Origin of the sequence: Thalassotalea euphylliae (assembly GCF_003390395.1) — a bacterium.
GTDB lineage: Bacteria > Pseudomonadota > Gammaproteobacteria > Enterobacterales > Alteromonadaceae > Thalassotalea_F > Thalassotalea_F euphylliae_C.
Genome location: NZ_QUOV01000001.1, coordinates 3964609 through 3990132, shown reverse-complemented (window position 1 = coordinate 3990132; position 25524 = coordinate 3964609). Strand labels below are relative to the sequence as shown.

Annotated in this window: 26 protein-coding genes; 17 read left to right on the top strand and 9 right to left on the bottom strand. The window is 43.9% G+C overall.

Annotated features, from left to right (window positions below):
* Window positions 1–150 precede the first annotated feature (150 nt).
* Window positions 151–1017: an Hsp33 family molecular chaperone HslO gene (gene hslO, locus DXX92_RS17495; RefSeq protein ID WP_116001957.1), complete on the bottom strand. Its 867-nt coding sequence runs from the start codon at window positions 1015–1017 to the stop codon at window positions 151–153.
* Window positions 1018–1023: 6 nt separating this feature from the next.
* Complete coding sequence (locus DXX92_RS17490) at window positions 1024–1434, bottom strand: RNA-binding S4 domain-containing protein (RefSeq protein ID WP_116001956.1); 411 nt, start codon at window positions 1432–1434, stop codon at window positions 1024–1026.
* A gap of 243 nt (window positions 1435–1677) precedes the next feature.
* Here DXX92_RS17490 and gspC point away from each other — a divergent pair, with 243 nt between their 5' ends.
* The 12 genes from gspC to DXX92_RS17430 all read left to right on the top strand — a co-directional run bounded on the left by gspC (window position 1678) and on the right by DXX92_RS17430 (window position 13461).
* Window positions 1678–2649 (top strand): type II secretion system protein GspC, encoded by a 972-nt coding sequence (gene gspC, locus DXX92_RS17485; RefSeq protein ID WP_116001955.1) that lies wholly within the window; start codon window positions 1678–1680, stop codon window positions 2647–2649.
* 101 nt (window positions 2650–2750) lie between these two features.
* Window positions 2751–4796 (top strand): type II secretion system secretin GspD, encoded by a 2046-nt coding sequence (gspD, locus tag DXX92_RS17480; protein ID WP_116002502.1) that lies wholly within the window; start codon window positions 2751–2753, stop codon window positions 4794–4796.
* Window positions 4797–4879: 83 nt separating this feature from the next.
* A complete protein-coding gene (gspE, locus tag DXX92_RS17475; protein ID WP_428977366.1) occupies window positions 4880–6382 on the top strand; it encodes a type II secretion system ATPase GspE in 1503 nt (500 codons plus the stop codon).
* Window positions 6383–6394: 12 nt separating this feature from the next.
* On the top strand, window positions 6395–7615 hold the full coding sequence (gene gspF / locus DXX92_RS17470; RefSeq protein ID WP_116001953.1) for a type II secretion system inner membrane protein GspF: 1221 nt from the start codon (window positions 6395–6397) through the stop codon (window positions 7613–7615).
* 2 nt (window positions 7616–7617) lie between these two features.
* Complete coding sequence (gspG, locus tag DXX92_RS17465) at window positions 7618–8082, top strand: type II secretion system major pseudopilin GspG (protein ID WP_116001952.1); 465 nt, start codon at window positions 7618–7620, stop codon at window positions 8080–8082.
* A 101-nt stretch (window positions 8083–8183) separates the two neighbouring features.
* The gene (gspH, locus tag DXX92_RS17460; RefSeq protein WP_116001951.1) at window positions 8184–8777 is read left to right on the top strand and encodes a type II secretion system minor pseudopilin GspH; all 594 of its coding nucleotides are present in this window, start codon (window positions 8184–8186) and stop codon (window positions 8775–8777) included.
* Complete coding sequence (gspI, locus tag DXX92_RS17455; protein WP_116001950.1) at window positions 8777–9196, top strand: type II secretion system minor pseudopilin GspI; 420 nt, start codon at window positions 8777–8779, stop codon at window positions 9194–9196. The genes gspH and gspI overlap by 1 nt, the downstream gene beginning before the upstream one ends.
* The gene (gene gspJ, locus DXX92_RS17450) at window positions 9196–9891 is read left to right on the top strand and encodes a type II secretion system minor pseudopilin GspJ (RefSeq protein WP_116001949.1); all 696 of its coding nucleotides are present in this window, start codon (window positions 9196–9198) and stop codon (window positions 9889–9891) included. The genes gspI and gspJ overlap by 1 nt, the downstream gene beginning before the upstream one ends.
* Window positions 9884–10915, top strand: a complete 1032-nt coding sequence (gspK, locus tag DXX92_RS17445; protein WP_116001948.1) for a type II secretion system minor pseudopilin GspK — start codon at window positions 9884–9886, stop codon at window positions 10913–10915. The genes gspJ and gspK overlap by 8 nt, the downstream gene beginning before the upstream one ends.
* Window positions 10916–12127 (top strand): type II secretion system protein GspL, encoded by a 1212-nt coding sequence (gene gspL, locus DXX92_RS17440; protein ID WP_116001947.1) that lies wholly within the window; start codon window positions 10916–10918, stop codon window positions 12125–12127.
* A complete protein-coding gene (gene gspM, locus DXX92_RS17435) occupies window positions 12127–12597 on the top strand; it encodes a type II secretion system protein GspM (RefSeq protein ID WP_116001946.1) in 471 nt (156 codons plus the stop codon). Before gspL ends, gspM begins: the two co-directional genes overlap by 1 nt.
* Window positions 12598–12711: 114 nt before the next feature.
* The gene (locus tag DXX92_RS17430) at window positions 12712–13461 is read left to right on the top strand and encodes a type II secretion system protein N (protein WP_116001945.1); all 750 of its coding nucleotides are present in this window, start codon (window positions 12712–12714) and stop codon (window positions 13459–13461) included.
* On the opposite strand, the gene yrfG is transcribed toward DXX92_RS17430, so the two are convergent.
* Entirely contained in the window at window positions 13451–14128 is a 678-nt protein-coding gene (gene yrfG / locus DXX92_RS17425; RefSeq protein ID WP_116001944.1) for a GMP/IMP nucleotidase, read from the bottom strand. The genes DXX92_RS17430 and yrfG overlap by 11 nt on opposite strands.
* A 100-nt stretch (window positions 14129–14228) precedes the next feature.
* Between yrfG and nudE the strand changes: the two genes are divergently transcribed.
* From nudE to DXX92_RS17410, 3 genes are all read left to right on the top strand, one after another.
* Entirely contained in the window at window positions 14229–14789 is a 561-nt protein-coding gene (gene nudE, locus DXX92_RS17420; RefSeq protein WP_281269091.1) for an ADP compounds hydrolase NudE, read from the top strand.
* Complete coding sequence (gene cysQ, locus DXX92_RS17415; protein ID WP_116001943.1) at window positions 14786–15622, top strand: 3'(2'),5'-bisphosphate nucleotidase CysQ; 837 nt, start codon at window positions 14786–14788, stop codon at window positions 15620–15622. Before nudE ends, cysQ begins: the two co-directional genes overlap by 4 nt.
* Window positions 15623–15693: 71 nt before the next feature.
* Complete coding sequence (locus tag DXX92_RS17410; protein ID WP_116001942.1) at window positions 15694–16290, top strand: YceI family protein; 597 nt, start codon at window positions 15694–15696, stop codon at window positions 16288–16290.
* Window positions 16291–16327: 37 nt separating this feature from the next.
* On the opposite strand, the gene DXX92_RS17405 is transcribed toward DXX92_RS17410, so the two are convergent.
* A complete protein-coding gene (locus DXX92_RS17405; protein WP_116001941.1) occupies window positions 16328–17899 on the bottom strand; it encodes a putative bifunctional diguanylate cyclase/phosphodiesterase in 1572 nt (523 codons plus the stop codon).
* 441 nt (window positions 17900–18340) lie between these two features.
* Between DXX92_RS17405 and DXX92_RS17400 the strand changes: the two genes are divergently transcribed.
* Window positions 18341–20878 (top strand): acylase, encoded by a 2538-nt coding sequence (locus tag DXX92_RS17400; protein WP_116002500.1) that lies wholly within the window; start codon window positions 18341–18343, stop codon window positions 20876–20878.
* A gap of 284 nt (window positions 20879–21162) precedes the next feature.
* Window positions 21163–22095 carry a MaoC/PaaZ C-terminal domain-containing protein gene (locus DXX92_RS17395; protein ID WP_116001940.1) on the top strand — a complete coding sequence of 311 codons (933 nt, stop codon included), beginning with the start codon at window positions 21163–21165 and terminating at the stop codon, window positions 22093–22095.
* 26 nt (window positions 22096–22121) lie between these two features.
* On the opposite strand, the gene DXX92_RS17390 is transcribed toward DXX92_RS17395, so the two are convergent.
* The 5 genes from DXX92_RS17390 to DXX92_RS17375 form a co-directional block, all read right to left on the bottom strand.
* Window positions 22122–22358: a YheU family protein gene (locus DXX92_RS17390; protein ID WP_116001939.1), complete on the bottom strand. Its 237-nt coding sequence runs from the start codon at window positions 22356–22358 to the stop codon at window positions 22122–22124.
* On the bottom strand, window positions 22355–23263 hold the full coding sequence (locus DXX92_RS17385) for a hydrolase (RefSeq protein ID WP_245961520.1): 909 nt from the start codon (window positions 23261–23263) through the stop codon (window positions 22355–22357). The genes DXX92_RS17390 and DXX92_RS17385 overlap by 4 nt, the downstream gene beginning before the upstream one ends.
* Before the next feature lie 205 nt (window positions 23264–23468).
* A complete protein-coding gene (locus tag DXX92_RS17380; RefSeq protein ID WP_116001938.1) occupies window positions 23469–24155 on the bottom strand; it encodes a flagellin in 687 nt (228 codons plus the stop codon).
* Window positions 24156–24304: 149 nt separating this feature from the next.
* Window positions 24305–24433 (bottom strand): hypothetical protein, encoded by a 129-nt coding sequence (locus DXX92_RS19365; protein ID WP_258872166.1) that lies wholly within the window; start codon window positions 24431–24433, stop codon window positions 24305–24307.
* Between the two features lie 93 nt (window positions 24434–24526).
* Window positions 24527–25252 (bottom strand): tetratricopeptide repeat protein, encoded by a 726-nt coding sequence (locus tag DXX92_RS17375; protein WP_245961519.1) that lies wholly within the window; start codon window positions 25250–25252, stop codon window positions 24527–24529.
* Window positions 25253–25524: the final 272 nt, after the last annotated feature.

The window sequence follows — 25524 nt, the reverse complement described above, 5'->3', positions numbered from 1 at the left end:
TAAGTGCCTTAATCAGCAGTTTTTTTATGTAATAAAACGACAAAAAGGTAAATTGATATAAATTTATGTTCGCTATAAGTGCAGTAAATATAAGGCGTGAGCAATAAAAAAGGGCGCTTATTAGCGCCCTGAGTTTAAATTAATGATTAACTAGTGTTTTACTTCACTTATGTAAGGTGAAAGTTGCTGCTCATCAAAGGCATAAGTGGTTAAACAATAATCACAAGTCATGCTAACACTACCTTGTTCTGCGATAATGCTTTTAATTTCGCTCGTGCCTAGTTGAGTAATAGCGTTTAAACACTTCTCTTCTGAGCATGAGCAGCGGTAAGTCACTTGCTGTGGTTCGAAAATACGCACTTGCTCTTCGTGGTAAAGGCGGTGCAGTAATTCTTGTGCTGGTAAATTAAAGATTTCCTCTGCTTTAATCGTGCTGGTTAAATGACAAAGGTGTTCGTAATCTTCGTGCTGCTTAGCTTTATCTTCACTGTCTGGCAGCAATTGCACTAGGCTCCCAGCCGCTTTTTTCGCAGCTAAGTCAGTAAATAACCATACTGTGGTTGGAATTTGATCCGAAGTTTCAAAATAGTGCGCTAAACATTCCGCGAGCGTTGGTTGCTCTAGTGGCACGACACCTTGGTAAGGTTCGCCTTTATTTGGGCGAATAGTGATCACCATAATGCCTTTGCCAATGAGCTCTTGTAACGAAGTCGCATTTGTTTCAGCTTGCAGTTTAGCAACGCCGCGCATTTCTTGCTGGTCGTTACCATTGATTGCCATATAGTTGATTGGCGCATCGCTGCTGCCTTGTAACTGCACAGCAATTTCACCTTCAAACTTTAAGGTGGCGGTTAATAGACACGTTGCCGCTAACAATTCACCCAGTAATGTTTTTACTCCATCAGGGTATTGGTGATTGGCAAGAATGTCTTGGTAAGCTTGGTGAATTTGCACTAATTCACCGCGCGCATGCTTATCGTCAAATAAATAGCGATTTAACACATCTTGATTGGGCATGAGCTTTTATATCCTTTCTTTGAATTGACGGATTTGTCGGCGTTGTTTCTTATCCGGTTTTGTCTCTGTTGCTGGGCTAAAGTAAGCACCTTGCTTTCTGGCAAGAGTGTTGCGCTCGCGAGTTTCGATACTCGCATCCGTTTCTTGATATAGCGTTTGTGCAAAAGTTGCATCGCGGCGCTTATCTGCGAGCTCAACAATAATGACTTCTTTTTCGTCGAACCCTTGGCGAACTTTAACGCGATCGCCAATAGCTACCGCTTTACCTGATTTGGTACGCTGGCCGTTATAAAAAACTTTACCACCGTCGATCATTTGCTTAGCGATAGCACGGGTTTTATAAAAGCGTGCAGCCCACAACCATTTGTCTAATCGCGTTGCACCAGATTGCGATGAAGTTTGCTGTTTAGCGGCCATAAAAGACACAAATATTTACCGAAAAAATTGGCTGAAATTTACCACAAAATCTAATTTTTAGCTATGCAGTAGAGGGCTTGAATAACAAAATATCAGCGCTAGGTTACATATAAGTACGAATTTTACTGTAATAAGAATGATATTTACTCGTATATACAATAAAAGTGCCTAGGCTCTCTTGTTGCTTTGCCTTTGCTCAAGTATCATCACTGCTAATATGGAATTAAAATAATATGTTTTACCATGCAGTTGCCTGACAACTTGGCGTCATTTAGCGAGTATTTCAATAAACTACCGCAAGTGCAGATCGCAAAAGCGATAAGCCTCATTATTCTTCTTTATATCGCTTATTTGCTGGCGCAGATTACGTGGCAACTTGTGCCCATTGAGCAAACACCAACATTATCTATTCAAGACTCACCGTCTTCCCAAAGCTCGTCTTCATCAACGCGATTTAATGTTGAACGTTTTATCTCTCTCAACATTTTTGGCCAGTACAATACAGAGCAAGTGGTTGAAACATTGCCAGAAGTGCAGGATGCACCTGAAACTAAATTGAACTTAACGCTGTCTGGGGTGGTCGCAGCTAGTGACCCTAAAAAAGCGGCAGCCATTATTGAGCATAATGGCAAACAGCAAACTTATGGTGTTGGCGATAAGATAATCAATACACGTGCTCAGCTTCATCAAGTGTATGCTGACCGAGTGATATTAAAGCAATCTGGTCGCGTCGAAACCTTGATGCTAGACGGTTTTGACTATAACAAGCAGCCAAAACCAAGTGTCATCAAAGCTTCATCTAATCGTGATAAAAACCGCGCGTCATCAACTAAAAGTCGCCCTAATCGAAGTACAGTCAAGCGCGGGCAAGCGGTAGATCAGCGTAATAATGCTGAGCTGAGCAAAGCGATGAAAGCATTAAAAACGGATATTGCGTCAAATCCAGGAAAGTTGAGTGATTATTTGAAAATATCACCCAAGCGCGCACAAGGAAAAATACAAGGCTATCGCTTGATGCCTGGCAAAGATCCTGCATTTTTTCGGGCTTCTGGATTGAAATCTGGCGATGTCGCCGTGCAAATGAATGGCTTGGATTTATCGATTCCAAGCGAGTCAGCACAAGCATTAAAGTTATTACGAGAAACCAGTGATCTGGCTTTATTAGTTGATCGCAACGGGGAGTTAACAGAAATACTGTTTAGCATTGCACCATGATATTAAGAAATAAAAATAACCGTCGTTCACTATGGCAACAAGCCACTCAGTCAAACAAATATAAGCTAAACAAATTGAAGCGTGTATTGACCCCATTAGCGATGGCATTGGCGCTTAGCCAAGCGCCAATGAGCAGTACCGCTTTTGCTGCGCAGTTTTCACCGAATTTTAAAGACACCAATATTGATGAGTTCGTTAATATTGTTGGCCGCAATCTGCAAAAAACCATGATTGTTGACCCAAATGTGCGCGGTAAAATTAATGTACGAAGCTACGATTTATTAACCGAAGAGCAGTACTACCAATTCTTTCTCAATGTGTTGGAAGTGTATGGTTTCTCGGCGGTTAAAATGGATAACAACATTGTTAAAGTTATCCGTAATAAAGATGCGAAAACCTCAGCAATCCCTGTCGTTGGCAGCGCTGGTGAATTTGTCGGTGACGAAATGGTTACCCGCATTGTTGAAGTTAAAAACGTCACGGTACGTGAGCTTGTACCTTTATTGCGTCAGCTATCCGATCAGGCAGGTGGCGGTAATGTGACCAATTATGACCCTGCTAACGTGATTATGATCACAGGCTCTGCAGCGGTCGTTAATCGTTTAGTAAAAATTATTGAACGTGTTGATCGCGCAGGCGACCAAGACGTACAAATTATTAAACTTAAGTATGCATCTGCGGGTGAAATGGTTCGTATTATCGAAGCGATGAATAAACCTAAAGCAGGTACTAAAGCTGGTACGCCAACCTTCCTTATTCCCAAAATTGTCGCTGATGATCGCACTAATAGTGTGATTGTCAGTGGTGAATCGCAAGCACGTGAGCGCATTGCTAAATTAATCTCGCGCCTAGACAGTGAATTAGAAACCAGTGGTAATACCCGTGTTTACTACCTGAAATATGCCAAAGCAGAAGACTTAGTTGATGTGCTTGAAGGGGTTAGTAAATCAATTGAAGCGGAAGAGAATAGCGCGAAAACCACTAAATCGCGTAGCCAAAAACGCAATGTCAGCATTGATGCTCATGAAGATACCAACACCTTAGTGATCACCGCACAGCCAGATATGTTGCGTTCACTTGAAGCAGTCATTCGCCAACTTGATGTGCGCAGAGCGCAAGTGCTGGTTGAAGCGATTATCGTGGAAGTGTTTGAAAGTGACGGTGTTAATTTAGGCGTGCAGTGGTATCACGAAAATGCCGGCTTTACTCAGTTTACCAATGGCCCTGTGCCAATTAGTGCAGCTGGTGCTGCGGCTATTAATGCCCGTGGCGAAGATGGCACGACTGTGACCACCATTGATGGCAACGGCAACCCAGTGACTACGACTAACCCTGATACTGATGGCGATTACACCTTACTTGCGCAACTGTTAGGGTCAGTTAACGGTATGATGTTTGGTGTGGTTGATGATAATTGGGGCGCTATTGTGCAAGCGGTCAGTGCTGATACGAATTCCAATATTTTGGCAACACCAAGTATTACTACATTAGATAATGAAGAAGCCTTTTTCATAGTTGGTCAGGAAGTGCCGATTATTACTGGCTCGACAACTGGTAATAACAACTCAAACCCATTCCAAACGGTTGAGCGCCAAGAAGTTGGGATTAAGCTAAAAGTTACGCCGCAGGTCAATGAAGGCTCTGGTGTGCAACTAACGATTGAGCAAGAAGTTTCATCTGTTAGTGGTGCGACCGGCGTTGATATCTCGATTAACAAGCGTGAAATTAAAACCACGATCATGGCAGACAATGGCGATACCGTGATTTTAGGTGGCTTGATTGACGAAGATGTGCAAGAAAGCGAACAAAAAGTACCGCTGCTTGGCGATATTCCAGTACTAGGCCACTTGTTTAAATCAACCAGTAACACGGTGCGCAAGCGCAACTTGATGGTATTTTTACGCCCAACCATTATTCGTGATGGTACCTTGATGAATGAAGTGACCAAAGCGAAATACAACTACATTCGTGCCGACGAAATTCGCAAGCAAGAAGAAGGCTTGAGCTTGATGGACGGCAGTAAGCTTCCTATTTTGCCTGAGTGGAATGATCAATTATCACTGCCGCCAAGCTACGAAGAGTATATGAAGCAGCGTGAACAAGACAAAAACGAGTCTGAAAATGGCTCTGATGGTGGTGTTAATTAGCTATGTCGCAAACGCTTGAATCATCGTCTAGTGACGCAACTGACGAGCCAAGTACTGGGATTAGTGCAGGAATGAGTGCTGACATGAGTACTGAAATGCGTGACGAGGCTGCACTTGCTGTGAGCACTAAGCAATTGCCGTTTGGTTTTGCCAAACGCCATCACGCTTTGTTGGTGAGCGCTGAGCAAGGTTACCAACTTTATTGCATTGCCACCACTGAGCCTGAAGTGTTAATGGAAGTGCGCCGCTTTTTAGCTGAGCCATATGAGGTGATTGTTCAGTCTCCTGAAGACTTTGAGCAGCTGTTAACCGAAGCGTATCAGCGCGACTCATCTGAAGCGAAACAGATGATGGAAGATATTGGCAACGAAGTCGATTTATACTCGCTTGCCGATGAAATGACCGAAACCGAAGACCTGCTCGAAAACGAAGACGACGCGCCGATTATCAAACTAATCAACGCCATGCTGAGCGAAGCGATCAAAGAAAACGCGTCTGATATTCACATTGAAACGTTTGAGCAAGTTTTGCAAATTCGCTTTCGTATCGACGGCGTATTGCGTGAGGTATTAAAGCCAAACCGCAAACTGGCTTCGCTGTTAGTGTCGCGTATCAAAGTCATGGCGAAACTCGATATCGCTGAGAAGCGCATTCCGCAAGATGGTCGTATTTCCCTGCGAATTGCTGGCCGTGCCGTTGATGTGCGTGTTTCGACTATGCCTACGGGTCATGGTGAGCGCGTTGTACTGCGTTTATTAGACAAAAATGCCGCCCGTCTTGATCTGCAAGACTTAGGCATGACAGATCTAAACCGTCAGCGTTTTGCCGAGCTAATTGATAAGCCGCACGGCATTATTTTGGTGACCGGTCCAACTGGCTCCGGTAAATCAACCACCTTGTATGCAGGTCTTAGCCAGATTGATAACCATCAACGCAATGTATTAACGGTTGAAGACCCGATTGAGTATGCCATTGAAGGTATTGGTCAAACCCAAGTGAACACTAAGGTTGATATGACCTTTGCCCGTGGTTTACGCGCAATTCTTCGTCAAGACCCTGATGTGGTGATGGTTGGTGAAATTCGTGATTTAGAAACCGCACAAATTGGCGTGCAAGCCAGTTTAACGGGTCACTTAGTGCTATCAACACTGCACACAAATACCGCTGCAGGTGCTATTACTCGTATGGAAGATATGGGGGTTGAGCCTTTCTTATTGTCTTCAAGCTTACTTGGGGTGTTAGCACAGCGACTGGTACGAACGCTTTGCCCGCATTGTAAAGAAGCTCATTTGGCAGATGACGAAGAGTGCAATTTATTGGGTATCAGTGACAAACAAACCCCAATTTATCGCGCCGTTGGTTGTAGTGAGTGTAACTTTAAAGGTTACAAAGGCCGTACTGGTATTCATGAACTGTTGTTTGTTGATGACAAAGTGCGTGAACTTATTCACAACGGTCAAGGTGAGCAGGTGATTGAAAAATACATTCGCCAAAGCACACCAAGTATTCGCCGCGACGGTTTCGACAAAGTGTTAGCGGGTATAACCACGTTAGAAGAAGTGCTGCGCGTGACGCGTGAAGATTAACGGAATTTATTTATGGCCGCATTCGATTATTTAGCCGTAAATGCTAAAGGGAAAAACGTTAAAGGCGTGATTGAGGGCGATACCCCGCGCCATGCCCGCAGTTTGTTGCGCGAACAAGGCTTAATGCCAATCGAGATTAATGCCAGTCTAGGTAAAAAATCAGATCGCAGTGAAGGTAAAACAAGCCGTAGAGACAAAGTATCTGCTGCCGATTTAGCCTTATTGACTCGCCAGCTAGCAACCCTCGTCGAATCTGGCCTACCGCTAGAAGAGTCGTTAATGGCGGTTGCTGAGCAGAGTGAGAAGAATCGCCAGAAAAGTATGATCATGGCGGTGCGCACTAAGGTAACTGAAGGTTATAGCCTCGCTGAGAGCATGGCAGAGTTTCCGCAAGTATTCTCACATCTTTATCGCGCAATGGTCGCAGCGGGTGAAAAATCAGGCCATTTAGACAACGTGCTAAACCGCCTTGCCGATTACACCGAGCAGCGTCAGCAATTGCGCTCGCAAATGACTCAAGCCTTAGTTTATCCGGTGATTATGACCTTTGTTGCCATTGCCGTAGTCGCGGTTTTACTCACCGTGGTGGTGCCCAAAATCGTCGGGCAGTTCGAACGCATGGGGCAGGGCTTACCCGGCACCACACAGTTTTTGATCAGTGCTAGCGATTTTCTGAGTAACTATGGTTTAGCCATATTACTGATGTTCTCATTGATGATGCTAGGGTTTAGTCAATTGTTGAAAAAGCCGAAATTTCGTTTTGGTTTTCATCAGCGATTAATTGCGCTGCCAATGATCGGAAAAGTATCTCGCGGTCTTAATACTGCGCGCTTTGCGCGAACGCTAAGCATTTTAACCGCCAGCGCCGTACCGCTATTGGAAAGTATGCGAATTGCCGGCGAAGTGCTAGACAATCTGTATATTAAACAAAAAATCAAAGAGTCAGCTGACATGGTGCGTGAAGGTACCAGTTTGCGAGTTTCGCTTGAGCAAACGAAACTTTTTCCGCCAATGATGCTTCATATGATAGCCAGTGGTGAAAAAAGTGGTGAGCTAGAGCAAATGCTTGGCCGCGCCGCTGACAACCAAGACAGAGAATTTGAAGCCTTGATGAATATTTCTATCAAGGCGTTTGAGCCTGCACTAATGGTCACCATGGCAGGCGTTGTACTCTTTATTGTAATGGCGATTTTACAGCCGATATTACAGCTAAATACGTTAGTAGGAAATTAGATATGCATTCAGCAAAACAATCACAAATTCGTGCCACAAAAACAAGCAAACAAGCGGGTTTTACGATTCTAGAAGTCATGGTGGTTATCGTTATTATCGGCCTTATTGCCACTATGGTCGTACCGAACATTATTGGCAGCCAAGATCGCGCGAACGTGCAAAAAGCCGTGGCCGACATTACGTCACTAGAAACTAACTTAAAAATGTACAAAATGGATAACTACAACTATCCAACAACCGAACAAGGCCTAGAAGCCTTAGTTACCCAGACAGATGTTGAGCCGTTACCGCGCCGCTTCCCTGAAGAAGGTTACATCACGCGTCTACCTAGTGATCCTTGGGGTAACGAGTACCAGCTATTGAATCCAGGTGAAAACGGTAAAATTGATATTTTCTCAATGGGACCTGACGGTGAAGCAGGCACAGATGACGATATTGGTAACTGGAACTTAACTGACTTTCAATAACCATCAGCGCCAACAAGCACTAGGCTTAAAAGGTTAGTTTAGTGCTTGCAAACTCAATTTATTTAGTACTCTCAACTTATCAGTCATAGCTTGCCATCATCATGTTAAATCGTACTCCTTCATCACACTCAACTGGCTTTACGCTAATTGAAATGATGATGGTGATTGTCGTGGTGGGTATTCTTGCCTCAGCAATTCAATTCACCTTTCGTGGTAATCAAAGCGATAAACAGCTAGCAAAAGAAAGCCAGCGTTTTGCTGGTATGTTCGAGTTAGCCAGCGAATATGGCATGCTCAACAATATCGAGCTTGGCCTGTATATTGAAGAACAAAGCTATCAGTTTTTGGCATTCGATGGTAAGCAATGGATTGAGCTGAGCGATACGGAAACCCTAGTACCTGTTGAATTACCAGAAAACATGGGGCTATCACTCACGCTTGATGAACTGCCTGTCGAACCTTCGTTATTAACAGAATTGCAGTTAGTGTTAGCAGAGCAAGATGACTTCAAAGAAGATGAAGACCTGCCACCACAGCCACAAGTGCTGATGTTATCTGGTGGCGATATCACGCCATTTAGTGTGTCGTTTTATTTCCTTGATGAATTTGCCGACTCTGACATCGAGTACAAGGTGACAGGGCTATATCATACGCCGCTGACCATTGAAGGCCCAATCAACGGGCAGGACAGGTAATGCCAGCTAGACGTTTCGATAAATCAGAGTTTTCCCAAAAACGACCAACAAGCAAGCGTGGCTTTACCCTGATTGAAGTGATGCTTGCCATGGCGGTTTTTGCTATTGCCGGTGTCGCGCTTTTAGGCGCAGCACAAAGTAACTTTGACAATTTATCTCGGCTTGAGCAGAAAACGGTGGCCAATTGGGTGGCTGCTAATCAATTGACCGCAGCCAGTTTAGATACGCAAACTTGGCCGCCGCGCAACAATCGTAAAGGGCAAGTGGAAATGGCAGGAGCCACTTGGTATTGGCAGCAGAAAGTTGTTCGTACTCAAGATGCTAACTTGCGCCAAGTAACCATTGAAGTGCGCCAGCAAGCCAGCGATGAACAGCCACTTTCTGAGCTAACCACCTTTTTGGCAAGGACGGCCAAATAATGAAATCGCGTTCAGTGCATTTATCAGTTCAATTGAATAGGCGAAACAAGGCTTATCAAGCGCAAGGTTTTACGCTCATTGAAGTGCTCATTGCCATGGCAATTTTTGCGATGGTGAGTCTAGCCAGTTTTACTATATTTGATACCGTATTTCGCAGCGACGAACAGTCACGCATTAAGAATGAGCGTATTAATGAACTTAACCGTGCGTTTATTGTGATTGAACGCGACATGCTGCAACTGACTCGCCGCACTATGCGCATTAATGGCGAAGCACCCAGTAGTCGTTTTATTCATTTAGACGATCAAGGCTTTTTCTCTGAAACCAATGCCTTAGCTTTTATTCGCTCTGGTTGGGCAAACCCTAATTTATTATTACCCCGCAGTGATTTGCAGTCGGTGGCCTATCAACTTAGTGACAACACGCTTAACCGATTGCACTTTACCTTTGTTGATCCTGTGGTTGGCAAGGAGCCGAAAGTTAGGCCACTGATCACGCAAGTTGATGATGTTAAATTCGAGTTTTACCAAGCGGGAAAATGGCAAAAAGAAATTAACGGCGACAGTCTTCCGCAAGCCATGGCACTTATTATTCAAACAGAAGACTTAGGTGAAATTCGCCGTCAGTTTATTATTGCTGGTGATGAAGCACAAAATGGTGCAGACGAAGAAGGGGGAGGGGATGCCAATGGCTAACAGCTCCTTACTTAAACGTCCACCTAGCAAGAACCCCTTAGTTAACGCCCGTGGTGTCGCATTGATCACTGTGTTGTTGGTTGTTGCACTCGCCGCTATCTTGGCAACGGAAATGAGTGCCCGCCTACAAGTACAGTTGCAGCGTAGCGCCAATATTCAGTTTAATCAGCAGGCATATTGGTATGCGATGAGTGCCGAAGCCTTGGCAAAAAGGGTGTTACAGCTTGATAACGAACAAGATGAAGACGTCACCCATTTAAGCCAGCAATGGGCGCGTGGCGAAAATACTTATCCAGTTGATAATGGCCAAATAACTGGTGCGATTTATGACTTGCATGCATGCTTGAATTTGAACGCGCTGCGCAGTGAAGGTACAGACAATGCTGGCGACGGCGAAAATAAATCACCTCAGCGACAAACCCTAGAACGCTTGTTAGTTAAATTAAATATTGAAGGGGTTGGTGATTTTGAAGCGGAATACATGGCAGATGCCTTAACCGATTGGCTCGATGAAGATGATCGCCTAGTGAGCAGCGGTGGTGCTGAAGATAATGATTATGCTGGACGCGAATATCCATATTTTGCTGCTAACCATTACCTTGCCAGTGTCAGTGAATTACGTGTGATTGAGCACTTTACGCCAGCGATTATCGCGGCAATTTTGCCTTATGTTTGTGTGTTACCGCAAAATGAAAGCCACAAAATTAATATCAATACCTTAACCGATGAACAGGCGATTTTGTTGTCTGCAATGCTCGATATCAGCCAAGACGAAGCAAACAATATTATTCGTGCCCGTGATGAAAAAGGTTTTGACGAATTAGCCGAATTTTACAACTTACCAGAAGTAACCCAGCTCAATATCAGCGAGCCACTAAAACAACAGTTTGTTGTTGATAGTGAATACTTTACACTAAAGGCCAGTGCTGAATTCAATAGCAGTTATTTTAACTTAACTTCAATCTTGCAAGTGATTGACAACGAAAAGGTAAGCGTTGTGAGTCGCACCATAGGACGTTTTTAAATGAGCGAAATATTATACATTCGTCTCGCCAGCAAACCTGAGCAAGCTATTGCTTGGTTGGTCTGGTCGACTGGCCAGCAAGAAATCATTGCGAGCGGCGAATTACCGGATGCACAGGCACTAGCTACGATTAGCGACAAAGCGCGTCAACGCCAAGTTATCGCAATTGCACCGGGCAGCGATGTATTATTGAAAGCGTTAACTGTGCCAGCTAAATCGGCAAAAGCAATGCGCCAAGCGGTGCCGTATATGCTCGAAGACGAACTTGCGCAAGACGTTGACGAACTATTTTTTGCCTTTGCCGAGCGAGCACCAGCAGATAGCGAGCATAACTGCCATGTCGCTATTATTGAGCGTCAGCTTATCCAACGTTGGCAAGCACAATTGAGCGACGCTGGCATTACCTGTCGTGTGATGATGCCAGAAACCTTACTTATGCCACTTATAGCGGATAAATGGAGTGTTATTGCGCATCAAGGGCAACTGGTAGTGCGCCAAGGCGCATGGCAAGGAGCGAGCTTAGATGAAAGCCAATGGCAGTTTATGACGCAACATTGGCAGCAGCTAGACCCAATGCCAAGTTTTGTAAACTATTCGCCAATTCCATCATTGCCAGTAAGCATAGAATGCGAAGAGGCTCCGGCAGAATTACCTTTGGCCTTGTTTGCCGCTCAACAACAGCGCGATATTAACTTGTTACAAGGTGACTTTGCGGTTAAAACCAAGCGCTCACCAGCAATTAAATACTGGGCAGTTGCGGCTTCACTTGCAGCCTTTACCTTGTTATTGCAGCTTGGCGTTAAGGGCAGTCATTGGTATCAATTGAATCAGTCTACTGAGCAGTTGGAACAAGAGATTATTGCAACCTATAAGCAAGCCTTTCCGAATACCAAACGCGTGCGTATCGCGACCATTCGATCGCAGTTAAAACGCAAAATCGCAGAGGCAAGTGGTAGTGCCAGCGAAGGAGATTTTCTACCAATGCTTGCCAAATTAGAAAGCGCATTTGCGTCAGTTCCTGAACTGCAAACGAGCTCATTACGTTATGACGGCAAGCGCAATGAATTGCGACTGCAAGCAGAGGCAAATAGCTACCAAGCATTTGATAAGTTTAAAAGTGCGCTTGAAAAGTCTCGTCTAGCCGTTACGCAGGGCGCTCAGAACAATCAGGGTAACCGTGTCACCGGTTCCTTTAGTATCAAGGAGTCGTAATGAAACAGTGGTGGCAACAACTACAAAGCAGAGAGCAGCAACTGATTTTGGCGATGGCAGGTGTGCTCTTGGTGTTTATCCTGTTTCAAGGGGTATGGCAGCCGATTCATCAAGGTGCTGACAAAGCAGAGAAAAAGCTCGCTCGCACACAAGAACTTTATCAATACGTTAAAACCAATACCGCAAAAATAAGCAGCAGTGCCGCAAGTGTTCGTCAACCAAGCCGAGGTGGCAGCCTTTCGGGTTTAGTGAATCGCGTTGCTGGCCAATATCAAATATCAATTGCTCGTATGCAACCGCAAGGCGATCAAGGCGTGCAAGTGTGGATTGATGAAATTCCGTTTGAACAATTGCTTCGTTTGTTAAACGCTTTGACCCAACAACACGGCTTAGTAGTGAGTAATATTGATGTGACAACTGGTAATAGCCCAGGTACGGTAAAAATTCGCCGCTTAACGCTTAGTCGATAAACGCTAGCTTTTAAACTTCAAGCATTAACCTAAAGCAGTAAAAAATAATTCGTAAAACATTGAGCCGTTAGCGGCCATAGAAAACTAACACGCCAACGATAGACCACGAGACATATGACGTTAAAAATCAAAATAGCATTGGCTGCGGTAATTGTTGCAGCCTACCTTGTTTTTGTTATTGCCTTAACACCGGCAGCACTTCTCGTGGAGCATAGTAAACTTCCGAAAGGGTTAGCCCTAGGTGAAGTAAGCGAAACTATTTGGTCACCGCAGATTAGTGCGGCTCGCTACCAAGGGGTAACAGTTAATCAAATTAGTGCCGACGTGTCGCCGTGGTCGTTATTAGCGTTATCACCTGCGGCAGAGGTGAAATTCGGCAGCCGTTTGAGCGATGGACCCGAAGGACAAGGGTACCTTGCTTTAAGGCGTGATCAGGTAGAAATCACCGATTTTACCGTGCAAATGCCTGCAGGCGAAATTGCGCCATTGCTGCCACTACCAATCGAACTTGATGCTTTTGGTCAAGCTGAGCTTACCATTGATGAGCTAACCTTAGCTGGTAATCAGTGTGTTAGTGCGAAAGGGCGATTAACGTGGCAACGCGCTGCTGTTAACGCATTTGAACAAAGTATTGAGTTAGGAAGCTTTAAGGGCGAAATTTCTTGCCAGCAAGGGAAATTGGCTGTGAAAGTTTTGCCAGATAATCGACTGGGTTTACAGTACACCGCGTTGCTTGGCTTAGATGGCCGCGTTAGTGGTCAAGGTTACCTAACGCCGGGTAATAACTTTCCGGCACAGCTGCGCGACACGCTGCCATTTATTGGTAACCCTGACGCCCAAGGGCGCTACGAACTTAAATTTTAGGACCTGTCGCTAATATCTCTGCGGTCATCACGCGGTAATCTGTAATTGCTGGGTAATCTGTGATTTCACGCACAGGTTGTTGACTGTCGGGGTTTGCGACCGCCAGCAAGTGCTTAATACCAAACGTTTTGGCCGAATCTAAAATCGGCAAGCTGTCGTCGACGAAAAGCGTCTTTTGGCAATCAAATTTTTCCACGGCATGCAGTTGCTGCCAAAGTGACTGTGACTCTTTACTAACACCAAACTCATGGGTTGAGTAAAGCTTGTCAAAATACTTATCGAGCTGTGTGCGCTCAATTTTTAACGACAAACTACCCGGGTGCGCGTTAGTCACCATCACCACTCGACGACCACTGGCTCTTAACGCTTGTAAAAACTCATCGGCATCTTGTCGCAAGGCAATTAAATGCATTAATTCACGTTTTAACTCGGTAATCGGCAGTTGGGTTTGTTCAGCCCAATAATCAAGGCAATACCAAGCAATAGTGCCGTGGACTTTTTGGTAATGTGCAGTAAGTTTTTCGCGCGCAGCTTCAGTTGAAATGCCAACACTTTCACCATAGCGCTTTGGTAAATGTTCTAACCAAAAACGATTGTCGTAGTGAAGATCCAAAATCGTACCGTCCATATCGAGCAGCACAGTGGAAATTTCTGACCAATCCAGCATAGATTTATTCCAAGAAAACATCTTATTATGGCATTATAACGATAATAGTTTGTCTACATAACCAACTTTCTCTGAGCTTCGCTTATTAGGTGTGACTACGTTGAAAAACCGCTTACCTCAAATTACCGATAGCCGCATGGTGGCCAAAAGTCGCTTTTTTGCGATTGAGCAAATTGATCTTGCCTTTAGCAATGGGCAAACGCGTGAATATGAGCGCATGGCGGGGAGTGGCCGAGGCGCTGTGATGGTGGTACCTATGCTTGATCACGAGACTATGTTGCTAGTGCGAGAATATTGCGCTGGCACCCACAGTTATGAATTGGGCTTTCCTAAAGGCCTAATTGATCCGGGTGAAACAGGTGAGCAAGCAGCTAATCGTGAGTTGCAGGAAGAAATCGGCTACGCAACTGAGCAGTTACAGCATATTCACGATGTTGCCATGGCGCCCGCATTTTTTAATGCTCATATGAAAATCTATCTCGCTTCAGGTTTATATCCTTCTAAATTAGAAGGTGACGAGCCGGAGCCTTTGGAAGTGGTGCCTTGGCCAATTGCCGACTACCAAAACCTGTTAAGCCAACCTGACTTTAATGAAGCTCGCTCGATTGCCGCATTGATGCTAGTGCGTGATCAATTAGCGCAGCAACAGGAGTTAAAATGACCGAATCACACTCGCTAAGCCCACTGTTAAAAATTGCTATCGACACTGCAAAATTGGCGGGCGAGCAAGTCATGTCATTTTATCGACAGCGAAATTTTACGTCAGAGATCAAAGCTGATGACAGCCCAGTCACGAGTGCTGACCTTGCTGCCAATGAAACGATCATGGCAGAGCTTCAGCGTTTAACGCCAGATATTCCCATTATTTCTGAAGAAGTCGGCCCACTACCTTTGGCGCAACGTGGCAAATGGCAGCGCTATTGGTTACTTGATCCGATTGATGGCACCGGTGAGTTTATTATTGGCAGTGGCGACTTTGCAGTAAACATAGCGCTAGTGGAAAATGGCTGGCCGGTGATTGGGGTGATTCATGCTCCTGATCATCATTTAACCTATTATGCTGAAAAAGGCGCGGGGGCGTTCAAAGATAATGGTCAGTCGAGCAAGCAAATTCACGTTGCTCGTTATGATGAAAAACGACCTGTTAAAGTGGCCATTAGCCGCCGCCAAGAATTAAGCTTGATGGGACAATATTTAAATACTGATTTTGAATTTGAGTATATTGCCCTTGGTAGTTGCTCATTGAAAAACTGCTTAATTGCTGAAGGTGGCGCGGACTGCTATTTGCGAATTGGGCCTACAGGTGAGTGGGACACAGGTGCCAGCCAGTGTATTTTAGAACAAGCGGGTGGCACTATTATTGACAGTGAGTTTCAGCCACTTAGCTATAATGAACGCCACTCATTAATGAATCCTGATTTTTTAAGCTTGGGGGCTGGTGAGTTTCCTTGGCAACAGATCATTAAACCACATCGCGCAGATCGCGAGTTTTAACGGTCGCTATTGTGTAGCGATAGCAAGTCATATTTCCAAGCAATAGCGATAATTAAATTCAAGGAAGAGTTATGCGACGTTTACTTATTCTTACCGCTTTAGTTAATTGTTTGAGTTTGCTGTTTTCGCTACCAGTGTTTGCTGGCTGGCAGCTCAACAGTAGCGAGTCTCAGCTAAGTTTTGTTACCACGAAAAATAGCGAAGTCGCAGAAGTTCACAGCTTTGAAAATCTGACTGGCGATATCAATAAACAAGGGCAAGTAAGCTTTAAGATCAGTCTAGCAAGTGTCAATACGGCCATCCCTATCCGCGATGAACGCATGCAGAAGTATTTATTCAAACTTGATACCTTTGCTAGCGCAGACTTTATTGGTGAGGTTGATATTCGCTTTATTGAAGCTTTGCCAGCTGGACAAGTGAAATACTTGCCGTTATCTGGGAATATTCACCTTCATGGCAACAAGCAAGCAGTGACGATGAAAGTACAATTGATTAAGCTTGCGAGAAACCGTTTTGTCGTTAACACGGTAAAGCCATTAATAATGAACGCTAACCAATACAATTTGGCGGCAGGTGTTGAAAAGCTCAGGACAATCGCAGGTCTTAGCAATATAAGTAATGCGGTACCGGTAACATTTAATTTATTATTCGAATACCAAACAAAGTAATTTAGCGAAACGCAAAATTCTCTTCCATCACTACCTATTAACCATGTTTAGCTTCAGCAAGCGGGCAAAATAAAACACTGTGTTCGCTTTTTAACACCTTTCCAATTGGCATTGGGTGAGCGTATACATAACCTTGTATTGCATCGCAGCCTAGTTCTTGTAGCTTGCTTAATTGAACTTGCGTTTCAACACCTTCAGCAACAACACTAAGGTCCATATTTTTCGCTAGCATTAAAATATATTCGACCAGTTGCTCGTCTTTGTCGGATTTATTGAGTTGATTGATAAAGTGTTTGTCTATTTTTAGACGGTCAGCCTGCAGCTCGCGTAAGCGAATTAAAGAAGAGTATCCAGTGCCGAAGTCGTCGATGGCAATTTTAATACCAAGCTTTTTAAGCTCAGATATTTGGGTTATCGCTCTTTCAAAGTTGCTCACTATAGCGGATTCTGTAATTTCAAGCTCAAGCTGATTAGCTGGAAAGTGCAGCTTGTTGAGTAAGTTACTAATGACGGGAACTAGATTATTTTGGTGAAACTGGCGTGGAGAAAGGTTTATTGATAACGATTGGTCACTAGCGAGTATAGGCTGCATTTCAGATAGTGCTTGCTTTAGCACCCATAGGCCGATTTGCTCAATTTGGCCAGATTCTTCGGCAACATGAATAAAGTCTTCGGGGGAAATAAACTGTCCAGCTGTTTGCCAACGCAATAATGCTTCATAACCTATTAACCTACCTGTTTTCAGGCTAGCTTGAGGTTGGTATTGAATATGAAACTCATGCTGATCAATTGCCCCTTTTAAGCCTGTTTCTATGTTATACCGTTGCGTTAATTGTTCACGTATTTGCTCATCGTAGAAGGTAATGTCTCCCTTTCTTAGCTTTTTCGCATGATACATTGCAGAGTCAGCAGCTTTAAGCAACTCAGCTTGGCACGTTGCATCTTTTGGGTAAAGCGCGATACCAATGCTAAATGTCACTTTGACTTCATTTAAATCGAGCAAATAGGGCTGTTGCTGCACTTGGTACAATTTATTGGTGATGGCCTCTAATTGAGCCAATTCCTTATACTCGATGAGCAGTAAGAATTCATCTCCTCCCAGTCGACCAACCGTATCATCAGCCCCGACACATTGACTTAATCGGTTACCAACTTGTTTTAGTAATGAATCCCCTAAAGCATGGCCATACGTGTCGTTGATGACTTTAAAATTATCAAAATCAATAAAGGCAACTGCCAATTTATTACTGGTCTTTTCATAGGTTTTCAGTAATACCGCAAGCCGTTCTGTCGCAAGGGCGCGATTTGGTAAATGAGTTACTCCGTCGAAAAAAGCAAGATTTGTTATTTCTCGATTCAGCCTTTTGATGTCTTGCATACGTCTGAATGTATAGATACTGCCGACTGCACCCAAATAAAACACAAAGAGTAATATTTCGTCGAGATCCCAATCTTCATATGCTCGAGTAAATTCAAATAACAATTCAAAGGCTTCAATTTCTGATATTAAGGTTAATAGTGTTAACCCCGACACTAAAAAGAGAGCAATGAACAGTTCAACTTGAGCGCGTTTTCTTAGTTTTTTAGAGAGTGTTGTTTGGCTTGGCAACGTAAAAGCGCTCCTTGCTAAGACTATTTAACCAGTATAGGGGATTCATTGCGAAAGTGATAAAACAGGTTATGAGCTGATACTTAATGGCAACCTAGTTCAAATAAATTAGTTAGCGCCATTTACCCTTTGAAGTAAAGCCAATAAGCCACGTTATTTACCTTTCGAATTATCTTTAGCCCAGAGTTTTGGGTGTTTTTTAAAGAACTCCTTATTTTTCATAGCTGTTTTGATGACAACTTTCGTTCAGAAGGCGAATAGTTAGCTATTAGTGATGCTTATTTGAGCAATTCAATTCGCTATGCTACAAAATAATTCATGTATGGCATTTGGGGAAATGCCTGCATCAATCTAAAAAAATAAATATATACAAAGACATACAACAAGGCATAAGCAAAAGAGGAACGTATTTTGATATCACTAAACTCACCTGTAAAAGGTTTGAGTAAGCTCAGGCTACTTAAGCCCATCTCATTACTGTCTTTTTCAATTTTATTGAGCGCCTGTGGAAATGGCGATTTTAAATATAATAGTCAACCAAGTTTTGAACCGCCGACGCCAGAAGTACCGCAGCCACCAATGCCAGTTGATGTCGTACCGGCATTTGCACCTGACGGTCAGCTTAGCGCCAATATTCGTTGGACAGACTTTGGTGTGCCGCATGTTAAAGCCGATAACTTAGAGAGCTTGGCTTATGGTGTTGGTTATGCATTTGCCAGAGATAATATCTGTATTTTGGCGGATCAAATTCTTAAATATAACTCTGAGCGCGCTAAATATTATGGCCCTGATATGGTGCCTGGATCTGGCGATTCCGAGCACTTAATTAGTGATTTTGGCTTCCTTACTCTAGATATTCGAAATATCGCTCAAAATAGTATTCGTGGCATGTCGGCTAATTCACAGGCGATGCTGTCAGGCTATGCGCAGGGCTACAACAAGTATCTTGCTGATACTGGCGCAGAGAATATTGACCCTGCGTGTGCTGGGCAGCCGTGGGTACAGCCAATCAGTGACCTTGACATGTTAACTTACTCCTTGGGGATTGCGCATTTACCTGGCGCTGCGAACTTCTTAGGAGCAATGTTTGCTGCCGCGCCTGAAGGTGAATCATTTTTACCCTTTCCAAAAGGTAGTAAAGCGGCGAAAGCAGCTGCTGTAGAGCTGCCTTTTAAAGTTAACCCGAAAGTGACGATGCCAGAGATAAACGAGCAAGAGCTTGGCTCAAATGGCTGGGGGCTAGGCAAAGACAAAACCGCCAATGGTAAAGGTATGGTTTTGGCAAACCCTCACTTTCCTCATACAGGCAATCTCAGATTCTGGCAATTTCACTCAACTATCCCTGGCTATATGAATGTCATGGGTGGCTCGCTGATGGGCGTGCCAGGGGTTGTGAATATTGGTTTTAATGAAAACGTTGCCTGGACACATACGTTTTCTACCGCTGAGCATTTTGTCTTGTATCAGTTGACGTTAAACGATGGCGATCCTAGCCAATTGTCACAAGTCGTCGATGGGGTAAACCGTCCGATCACTCGCCGCGAATTAGTGATTGATGTGGCAGTGGCGCCGGGGCAAACCATTCAACTAGCGAAAAACAGTTATTCAACTCATCAAGGGCCTATGGTTGTTGTGCCCGGCGCTTTTGAATGGGGGCCAGATGGTGATGCATACGCGATTAAAGATGCTAATACCGCTAATTTAGACATTGTCGATCACTGGCTGGCGATGAACCTTGCCACCAACATGGACGAATTTAAGCAAGCGTTTAGAGATCATGACGGTGTTATTTTTAACAACACCATGGCGGCAGATCGTGAAGGTAATGTCTTTTATATTGATGATTCAACCGTACCGTTTTTAACCGATACTGCGATAACTGAGTTAACAACCAACCCGTTATTGATCGGCGCCAAACAACAAGCAGGTTTTACCGTTTTGCCAGCGTTTATTTCGGCGTTTGATTTTGACCGACCTGTTCCTTATGAACAAGCACCGAAATATTCAGGCACTGACTATGTGCAAAATTCTAACGACAGCTTTTGGCTAACGAATGCACAAGCGCCAATTACTGGTGTATCGCCGCTTTATGGACAAGTGGATAATCAACAATCTTTGCGTTCGCGTATGGCGCATAAATTGTTGGCAGACGCTGCTGGCAGTGATGGTTTGTTTACGCCAGAAGAAGTGGAGCAAGCACTGCTCGGTAATCGCAATTATTTGGGTGAAGCAGTACTGAGTGACTTATTAGCAATGTGTCAAAATCAGGGCAATACTCCCGTCAATGTTGATGGCCAAAATGTCGATATTAGCGCAGGCTGCAGTGCCTTGGCGCAATGGGACGGCACAATGAATCTAAACAGCAGTGCCGGCCACCTGTTCCGCGAGTTTGCTTTTCAATTTAATCTAGCGCCACAATGGCAAAATGATTTCGATCCGGCTAATCCTATAACAACGCCAAATACATTGGCTGCAACCCCTGAGGTGTTAACTCAGTTTGCACGGGCAATTATGACGGTGGAATCAGCAGGCATAGCATTGGATGAGGTACTAGGCACGGTTCAGTTTGTTGAGCGCAGTACACCGGATGGGCAAGCAACTGGCGTGAAAATTCCATGGGCAGGGGCGCATAATATTGAAGGTGGTTTTAATGTCTTTAGAGCTGCTACCAGCAATAATGGCACCCTATTGCCACGCCATACTTACCCTACACTGCCAAATACCATGATGAGTGTCGAAGGTGAGGGCTACCATATTAATTATGGCAGTAGCTGGATGACAGTGGTGAACTTTACTGATGAAGGGCCAGTGGCTCGTGGCTTGTTAAGTTATTCGCAGTCGCATGCGTTTGGGGCGGATCATAATTTAGATCAAACTATGCTGTATTCTCAGCAGCCGCAATTAAGACCACTTCGCTTTACCGAAGAAGACATTGAAAATAATAAAATAGGTGAAATTACAATCACTTCTGGGCAATAATAGCTCAAGTGGCTAATAAATGTTCTAAAAGCCAACGTAAAGTTGGCTTTTATGTATAGGACATACGGTATGCCACGGTGACAGGACGTCAATGAGTGGCGATGTATAGAACATACGGTATGCCGCACTGGTGGACGCTAGAGAGACAGGAAGTCAATGAGTGGCGATGTTATAGAACATAAGGTATGCCACTTTAATGAAACTAAAGATGATATAGACAGGATGTCTCTATGTGATCAGATGGTCACGGCTTCAATTAAAAAATAACAATAATAAAGTTTATCATGACGCCATTGCTTCAGACACCAGCACCGAAGTTTCGGTTGCTAACGAGATTACTCGGCAATTTATTGATCAGCCGAGCACAACTAAAAAAACATGTTAGCAGCTGTGAACTGGCGAATAACAAGCTCGTTAATCAGCAAAGTGATTCACCTGAAAGATCTGTGCCGAAAAGTGATTTATCTGCTTGCTTGCCGAGTAATAGCTTTGCGCCGCTCGCCATTCGCCTTAATGGATTGGCAGCTGATAATTCGCGCCAACAAAGCTTTAAGCAACTCTTTAATTGCCAAACTTTACCAATAAGCTACTTGTTTATAGAAAGCTATCGCTATCTTGGGCAGTTGTTATTGCAGGCTAAACTGCCGAGTGGTCTGATTGGTTTGATTCATATCAGTGCTAGTTTTGAGGAACAACAACCAGTAAGTTGGCAACAGCCGTTTGACTTAATACTGAGCATAATAGGCTGCCAGGCAAGCGACAAAGGCTTGGTTTATCATACTCGAATTGAGATGTTGCAGAACAACAATGTTTGTCTTGTTAGCGAACATCAGTTGTTAGATAAATTTAAAGACTATCAACGGGGTGAAAGAAGACGGCAGTTCGATGTAGCGAGTGCACTTTCAGCAGTGGCTTATCAAACACTGACGCCAGCGCTAGCACGCAAATATGCTAAGCTATCAGGCGACTATAACCCCATTCATTTGCAGCCTTGGCTGGCTAAAATGGTAGGAATGCATGCTTGTGTAATACACGGTATGTACCAGATGAATTGGGCGCTAGTGAATACTGAAAAGCCTTATCAAAAAGTGACCGCACGTTTTAACAAAGCTTGTTATTTGCCGCGCAAGGTGAGTTTAGTTGAGCAAGCAGATAACAAGCTGGCGGTATTCTCAAACCACTTTACCGAGCGTCATATGCAGTTGACGCTTGAATAGTCCTCATGCCGATTAGCAAAAGTGCTTTACTCTGACGCTGACAAATATTGCTCAACTTCCGTATGAGGGATGATATTGACCGTTTCATAGAGCTCTGAATAGACGATCACGGCTTCTCCGCTCGCTAATTGTTGCTTTACTTGCGCAATTTTTTGCGTGAGTTCAACATCTTCTAAACCGTAGTCGGTGCCTTCTCGCAGCACAAATTCTTGGATTAACTTTGTTAATGTCTCGGGCTGAATTTCTTGATGGGGAATAATCATAAAAACTGACTCAAATAGGCAGGTGTGCGTTGCTCTAACCAATAAATTGGGTTTAACGGGTTATTGCCAGTGATAAAACCAACATGCCCACCTTTTTCGCTAATCTCAAAATCAATATGCTCAGGCAGTGGCTGATCGGGTACGATATGCTGATGATCCAAAAACGGATCGTCAGCGGCATGAATAAATAGACAAGGAACATTAATCTTGGCCATCACGGGCTTACCACTGGCACGTTGATAGTAGTCTTCAGCGCTAGCAAAACCATTTACAGGAGCGGTAACCATATGATCAAAATCCCATAGCTCTTTGACTTTTTCCAGTCGGCTTGGATTGATTTCAGGTAACAATTGCTGTTCAACTTTAACTAAGGTGCTGGCTTTTAACATATCGACCAAGTACTTCTGATAGATACGTGAACTACCTTTGGCAATACGACGGCTGCAACTGGTTAAATCTAGTGGCGCACAGATCACGGTTGCAGCTTGATAAGGGTGATCTTGGTGCTCGGCTAAATAACGGGTTACCACATTTCCGCCTAATGAAAAGCCAACTGCTGCTTTTGGCGCCTGTGGGTAAAGATTTTGCAGCCAATTTGATAAGAAGTTGATATCACGTGTATCACCTGAGTGATAAGAACGTCCATGGCGATTAGGGCGCCCACTGCAGCCGCGAAAATGCATCAGCACACCTATCCAACCCGCATTCTTAATTGCGGTTAACATGCCTTTCGCATAATGGCTATCGGCTGAGCCTTCGAGGCCATGCAATATAACCACAATCGGTTTTGCACTATTTCGCTCGGGCAATTCTGTCCACGCTAAATCGATAAAGTCATCGTCGGGCGTTTCTAGGCTTGACTTGTGCAGTGCGATGCGCTGATGCTTGCGAAAATACTTTGCCAAAATAGTTTGCAAGTGAGCGTTGCTAAGCCACCACGCTGGTTTAAATGAGCTGTTGATTATCATCTTGGCTGTATTTTTGAAAATAAGTTATGAAAAGAAAAAGCCTACCCCATGACACTCATGGGGTAGGCTTGATTATACGGATATTAGCTTGAGATAGAACAGTTGTGTTTGTATTAAGGTATCTGCTTTACAGGCAATTGAACTAAACCAACTGATTCACTAACAAACCACGACGAGAGTCCTCTTCACGGCGCGTAATAATGGCAGCTTGCAACTGAGCTTCAGCTTGTTCTTGTTCTGAACTGGCAGAAGCGAAGTCTGTGTCTTGGATACGTGAGCGTGATGCACTAACGTTTACCACAGAGGTTTCATAGGTACTCACTTGGCTGCCCAAGCTATTGCTGTCTGCGCCTAATGCTGTCGCTTGCTGACTAACACTTTCAAATGCAGTTTCAAGTGCCGCTTGTGTTGCCGCTGGGTCATTTGCATCTAAGCCAGATAAAAAGTTTGGATCGCCTAACGCTTCGCCTGCAATAGCATTTACTTGTTCCGTTAACTGATCTAATTCACCTTGAATAGCATTTGGATCATTGAAAGCACTGCCAGATTGAACTGAAAGCTCATTGGCGCGTTGCAGGCTATCAGAGATAGCTGTAAGGCTGGCTTCTTGAACGTTATTTAAATTGATTTGATCTTGAGCGTTAACGCTAAGTTGACTGCTCGCATTAATTTGAGAAGTAAGACGTTCAGATATTTGTAGACCAGCAGGGTCATCAGCAGCACGATTGATACGGCGTGCAGAAGAAAGTTGCTCGCGCTCTTCATCCTGACGTTGGCGTTGCTGCTCAATAAAACTGAGAGAAGTAGATTGTTGGTTAACAGAGATCATAACGACGACACCATATTATCTGAGTTATGCTCCATTATAGCAAAGCTAGCGCAGAAAATGTTTAAAAATTGTACGTGAAATTTATGCTTGTTAACCAACCTTGAAGACAATAAATAACTCTATGTTTCGGCAGATAAAATTAATTGGTGCTACTTGTCTTCAGCAATGTTCTTCATAAAGAAGTAAACGTAGTAAGCACAAATAGCCAATACGATAGTCAAGCCACCAAACGAGAACCAGAATACAGGATCGTTAAAGAAAGATTTTAGAATGTCCATGACATGCTCCTTATTTGTTACTGACGACCATTGTAAATAAGGAGCAAAACGGCATAGTGATATAGATCAATAATGCCAGTTAAAGTTGATTAATTATTGACTGTTCTTTGCTCTGATTTCGGCTTGAGCAAGCAAGTTACGGTAAAGACTGTCAGCTTCTTCTCGTGCTTTTTTAATTTCTTCAACAGGAAGCTTTCGCTCATCTAGCACGCGGCTGCTCTCAGCGGGTTGATAGCCATTGCGTGATGCTATGGTATTCCAAATATATGACTGAATAATGTCTTTCTCTGTGCCTTTGCCTTCAAAGTGCATTAACGCAAGATTGAACTGAGCCAACGCGTAATTTTGTTTGGCTGCTTTTTCGTATTCACGCACAGCTTTACGATTGTCGCGATAGGTTCCTGTGCCTTCTGCATACATTACGCCCAAATTAAATTGTGCGCTGGCAAGGCCTTTTTCTGCTGCTTTTTTAGTGAGTTCAAATGCTTTTTTCGAATTTTTTTCGACCGGTTCGCCTTCGGTATACATCAAGGCGAGTTCAAACTGAGCATCAGGGTAGTTTTGATCGGCAGCAAGTGACAATAATTCATAAGACTTTTGCAGGCTTTTACGCATTCCCCAGCCATTCTTATACATCATAGCCACTTGATACTGGGCAGGAGCGTAGCCTTCTTCTAACAGAGGTTGAAACTCTGCCATCGCGGCTTTAAATTGGCCGCGGTTAAGTTCATAAATGCCAGATTTTAAATCGGCGGCGACGCCAGATAACGAGCTTAAAGATAGCGCTAAGGTTAGGCTAGCAAGGGTAAGTTTGTTCATAATAACTCTCTTGTCGTAAATGAACGTGTTATTGATAGTTTAGCAAACTGCATTAAAAGTGCTTAAACTGCAAGGGCGTGTTGGTCTTTCGAGATTGAATTTTTGTTCAATCTAAACGCTTTCTGATCGCGGCGCTAGCTTTGTCGCATAGTCGTTCTATGTAAAAAGCGAGCAACAATGAGCAGGAAGCGTTTAGATGAACCCGCAGGGCAGCGCCTTTTTGAATTTTCTACTGTGTTGGCACTTATTTATGGAGAGTGACTACACTGCAC

Coding starts and splice junctions, on each gene's coding strand:
- DXX92_RS17380 (WP_116001938.1), bottom strand. CDS start 24,155: ATGATCTCTGTTAACCAACAATCTACTTCTCTCAGTTTTATTGAGCAG.
- DXX92_RS17430 (WP_116001945.1), top strand. CDS start 12,712: ATGACGTTAAAAATCAAAATAGCATTGGCTGCGGTAATTGTTGCAGCC.
- gspG (WP_116001952.1), top strand. CDS start 7,618: ATGCATTCAGCAAAACAATCACAAATTCGTGCCACAAAAACAAGCAAA.
- gspH (WP_116001951.1), top strand. CDS start 8,184: ATGTTAAATCGTACTCCTTCATCACACTCAACTGGCTTTACGCTAATT.
- gspI (WP_116001950.1), top strand. CDS start 8,777: ATGCCAGCTAGACGTTTCGATAAATCAGAGTTTTCCCAAAAACGACCA.
- hslO (WP_116001957.1), bottom strand. CDS start 1,017: ATGCCCAATCAAGATGTGTTAAATCGCTATTTATTTGACGATAAGCAT.
- DXX92_RS17490 (WP_116001956.1), bottom strand. CDS start 1,434: ATGGCCGCTAAACAGCAAACTTCATCGCAATCTGGTGCAACGCGATTA.
- gspJ (WP_116001949.1), top strand. CDS start 9,196: ATGAAATCGCGTTCAGTGCATTTATCAGTTCAATTGAATAGGCGAAAC.
- cysQ (WP_116001943.1), top strand. CDS start 14,786: ATGACCGAATCACACTCGCTAAGCCCACTGTTAAAAATTGCTATCGAC.
- gspD (WP_116002502.1), top strand. CDS start 2,751: ATGGCATTGGCGCTTAGCCAAGCGCCAATGAGCAGTACCGCTTTTGCT.
- gspE (WP_428977366.1), top strand. CDS start 4,880: ATGAGTACTGAAATGCGTGACGAGGCTGCACTTGCTGTGAGCACTAAG.
- gspF (WP_116001953.1), top strand. CDS start 6,395: ATGGCCGCATTCGATTATTTAGCCGTAAATGCTAAAGGGAAAAACGTT.
- DXX92_RS17390 (WP_116001939.1), bottom strand. CDS start 22,358: ATGATTATTCCCCATCAAGAAATTCAGCCCGAGACATTAACAAAGTTA.
- DXX92_RS17375 (WP_245961519.1), bottom strand. CDS start 25,252: ATGAACAAACTTACCCTTGCTAGCCTAACCTTAGCGCTATCTTTAAGC.
- gspC (WP_116001955.1), top strand. CDS start 1,678: ATGCAGTTGCCTGACAACTTGGCGTCATTTAGCGAGTATTTCAATAAA.
- gspL (WP_116001947.1), top strand. CDS start 10,916: ATGAGCGAAATATTATACATTCGTCTCGCCAGCAAACCTGAGCAAGCT.
- gspK (WP_116001948.1), top strand. CDS start 9,884: ATGGCTAACAGCTCCTTACTTAAACGTCCACCTAGCAAGAACCCCTTA.
- DXX92_RS17410 (WP_116001942.1), top strand. CDS start 15,694: ATGCGACGTTTACTTATTCTTACCGCTTTAGTTAATTGTTTGAGTTTG.
- yrfG (WP_116001944.1), bottom strand. CDS start 14,128: ATGCTGGATTGGTCAGAAATTTCCACTGTGCTGCTCGATATGGACGGT.
- gspM (WP_116001946.1), top strand. CDS start 12,127: ATGAAACAGTGGTGGCAACAACTACAAAGCAGAGAGCAGCAACTGATT.
- DXX92_RS17395 (WP_116001940.1), top strand. CDS start 21,163: ATGACGCCATTGCTTCAGACACCAGCACCGAAGTTTCGGTTGCTAACG.
- DXX92_RS19365 (WP_258872166.1), bottom strand. CDS start 24,433: ATGGACATTCTAAAATCTTTCTTTAACGATCCTGTATTCTGGTTCTCG.